The sequence below is a fragment of the Succinimonas sp. genome (assembly GCF_045225735.1).
Lineage (GTDB): Bacteria > Pseudomonadota > Gammaproteobacteria > Enterobacterales > Succinivibrionaceae > Succinimonas.
On the sequence record NZ_JBGVBR010000106.1, the window covers coordinates 1 to 3,028 of the forward strand.

The 3,028-nt window shown below is 53.8% G+C and carries 3 protein-coding genes; all 3 read left to right on the forward strand.

Going from position 1 to position 3,028, the window contains the following annotated elements; all coding sequences use genetic code 11:
* A partial coding sequence (locus tag ACJROR_RS03615; protein WP_406545906.1) for a hypothetical protein occupies positions 1 to 410 on the forward strand: 410 nt, incomplete at its 5' end.
* Positions 411 to 519: 109 nt separating this feature from the next.
* Positions 520 to 1,533 carry a hypothetical protein gene (locus ACJROR_RS03620; protein ID WP_406545907.1) on the forward strand — a complete coding sequence of 338 codons (1,014 nt, stop codon included), beginning with the start codon at positions 520 to 522 and terminating at the stop codon, positions 1,531 to 1,533.
* Positions 1,526 to 2,572 carry a hypothetical protein gene (locus ACJROR_RS03625; RefSeq protein WP_406545908.1) on the forward strand — a complete coding sequence of 349 codons (1,047 nt, stop codon included), beginning with the start codon at positions 1,526 to 1,528 and terminating at the stop codon, positions 2,570 to 2,572. Before ACJROR_RS03620 ends, ACJROR_RS03625 begins: the two co-directional genes overlap by 8 nt.
* The last annotated feature ends 456 nt before the right edge of the window (positions 2,573 to 3,028 follow it).

Sequence of the window (3,028 nt, forward strand, 5' to 3'; positions counted from 1 at the left end):
AAACCCCGTTCATTGCTTTTGCTTTGTTCGGGGTTTTTTATTGTCCTCACAACACACCCCAGACCGATCAAAAACTCCCCTGCCCCGTTCCCCATCCCTCAGACCATCCCGGCCCCCGAAAGAAACTTTCACAAAAACCTGGCAAAACCGCTCTCCGTAAAGTTTCCGGGAAACCCGGAACAATTTTGACCGCCAAAACCCGCAATGTGACGAAAATCACACTCCCTATATATAGATCTATTAATACATTTAAGGATCGAATCTCTCACCCGGGGTTTGTCCGGAAGCGAATCATCAGATCTCAGAACCGTAATGGTGAGAACCGAATGCCGCATCTGGATAAAAAATTTCGCAGCGCTGTGACCGATCAAAGAAAAAACTATACGCAGAAGAAAGTGATTCACTTTTGATCCCCCGCCGTGCTAGACTAAAAGGGATTGTCCCTTTTGGGACAGTCCCGCCATGAGGCGGATGATGCATTCTTTTATGCTGTTTTTATCTGTTTAAGAGACAACCGACATGCTTTTTTTCACTGACAGAACTCACTATCTGGCAGCCCTGCGTGTATATGCCAATAACGGCTTTGACTACAGCTGGCGCCTTGAATTCCCCCTTCTTCCCGAATCCCAGGACTTTATCGAGGAGCTTTTCTCTGATTTCGGTTCCCCTGTCCTGGAAGCCGTCGAACACAAAAAATCCGGCAATCGTCTGACGATCCCCGATTCCGCCCAGTATTTCGCCGCTGCCTACGCCGATCCCGACTGGCGCCGGATCAGCGCCGTGGTGTTTTCCCGGAAGCCCCTGCCGGATCGGGAACACTGCCGCTGCCAGAAGAACATCCGCGGGGCGACCCAGATCTGCCATCTGGGCATGGTCTCCGAGGAAATTCTCACCAAAACCCTGGCCGGGAAAAGAGAAACCCGGAAATTCACCAGATTTGTCTGGAAGGATTACAGCGCCATGGCTTTGGCACATTCCCTGATCCGGGCCGTAAACACCAAAAACATGGAAGCCTTTGATATCCTGTTCCGCCTGACGGAGCTTTTGGGGTACGACGAATCAAGATTCCCCCGGATCTTCGCCGCCCGGCTTACGGAAGTCTGGCAGCACGTTCTCCGCCGGAATCCTCCCTGCCCCTTCCGCTTTGCCGCTGCCGCCCCCGATTTCCGGGAATGCATAAGATCCGTTGCGACTCCGGAGGATTTTCAGGAAGAACTGAAGGCCAAAAGGGAGCAGTGGCTCACCGAACGGCCGATCCTGCAAAAGTTCTTTGCCGAAAACCCCGCTGATTCCTATGAATGCGATGAAAAATCCCTGACCCTCGGCATCGGCCGGCTTAACGGAAAGTTCCGGGATGCCTACAATTCCCTGGCGAACATACTCACCAGAGAACCCGAGGGGCTTCCGGATCTGGAAAGGTTCATTGCCCTGATAAGGGAGGGCAAGGAGATCGTCCCGGGAGCCGGGGATCAGGACGGGGACATGAGCCCTGCCGGTAACGATGCTGAAAACGCCGGAGGCAGCAATGATTAAGATAGCGGACTATGACGAATTCCTTACGGCCGTCAAAACCTACATTGAGATAGATTTCAAGTATTGCGGCACCGGTTCCCTTCCCGGAACTCTGGAGAGCATCGAGCGGCTGGAAAAAATCTTCGCAAATTGCTCTACCCCCATGCCCTGTTTCCGGAAAACCCGTCCCTACAACACGCAGGAAACGGCGGTTTTTATTCCCCGGCAGGCCATGACGGCCGCCCTCTGCTCGGTCAATCCCATAACCTCCCGGCTGGATTACATTTACCTCACCAAGGAAAAGAAGGACTGCGATCTGGTTGCCGGCTCCGGCCTGAAATTCCAGAGCTGCCGAAAAGGGATCCAGGCTAAGTGCCGTTTTCCGTTTTTCAGCTTCAGGGCATGGAAGGTGATGATCGAGCTTCCGGACATGAACTACACCCACCGGGTAGACTGGGATTTCTTCGTTGACGACGAGTTCTTGAGCATCATCTGCCAGCTTGCCATTGCCGCCATTGAACAGAAAAATTACCGGATCGTTCCGGTTCTGATGTCATATATCCGGAGACTCCCGGCCCTGGGAGATGCCGCAAGGATCCCGGAGTACCTGGAACCTCTGAGAAACTTCCGCCGTCTGGATCAGAAGACCCTTTACTATATTTACTACAAAAAGACCAAGCCCCGCTTCGGAGCGATCACTCTCTGCGAAAGCCAGGATCTTCTGAAAAGATCCATCTCCTCGGAGACCCGCCGCGCCAGATACGATGATGACATGAGATCATTCCTGGAGAAAAACCCTCCCGAAGCGGTCAGGGAGATCGCGGAAAAGTCCGGGATCGTCTTCCCCGAGGATCCGTTTAACTCCGACGGGCATTACCAGTCTTATTTCAATCGGGTGAAAAAGGCTCTCCTGAACGAATTCCGGTACAAGGAACCGGATGACGATTCCGAGGATGCCGCCGGCCCGGAAGGAGACAGCTGGGAACAGGATGAACAGAAAGCCCCGGATACCGCTGATGCGGCCCTGGCAGGCCCGGAAAGCACGGAGCCGCCCTTCTGAGGGGTGGTTTTCAAGCCAGAGGAGAGGAGGCCGGGGTGATATAGCCGGGGCCGGGGATTTTTCGGGCTGGCCGGGACGGGAGAAGATGACAGTTATGGCTTGCGAGCCTGCCAGACCCGCCGCCCTCCGGGAAAGCCGGATCGGCCCTCTCCGCCTTATTCATGAAACCGGCCCTGTTTCGGGAGAAAATGCCCGGGGATGGTTCCGGCCGGAGGGAATTTCGGGGCAGGATGACCTAAGATGATATATCATGTTGGGTCAGAACGGCTCTTTTTTCCCTGGAATGACCCAATATGCTATATCATCTTGGGTCAGGGCGGGAGATCTCCGGCTCCGCCCCGGCGGGCAGGAAAAGAATGCAGAGGAATAATTAAGGAAACTTTTGATGCTTGATTACATTATCGAACGCACCAATGAATTTCTTGCCGGTTTTTCAAAGGCCGTCCGCAAGAAAAA

Excerpts from the sequence above, each read along its gene's own strand:
- ACJROR_RS03625 (WP_406545908.1), top strand. The coding sequence starts at position 1,526 with ATGATTAAGATAGCGGACTATGACGAATTCCTTACGGCCGTCAAAACC.
- ACJROR_RS03620 (WP_406545907.1), top strand. The coding sequence starts at position 520 with ATGCTTTTTTTCACTGACAGAACTCACTATCTGGCAGCCCTGCGTGTA.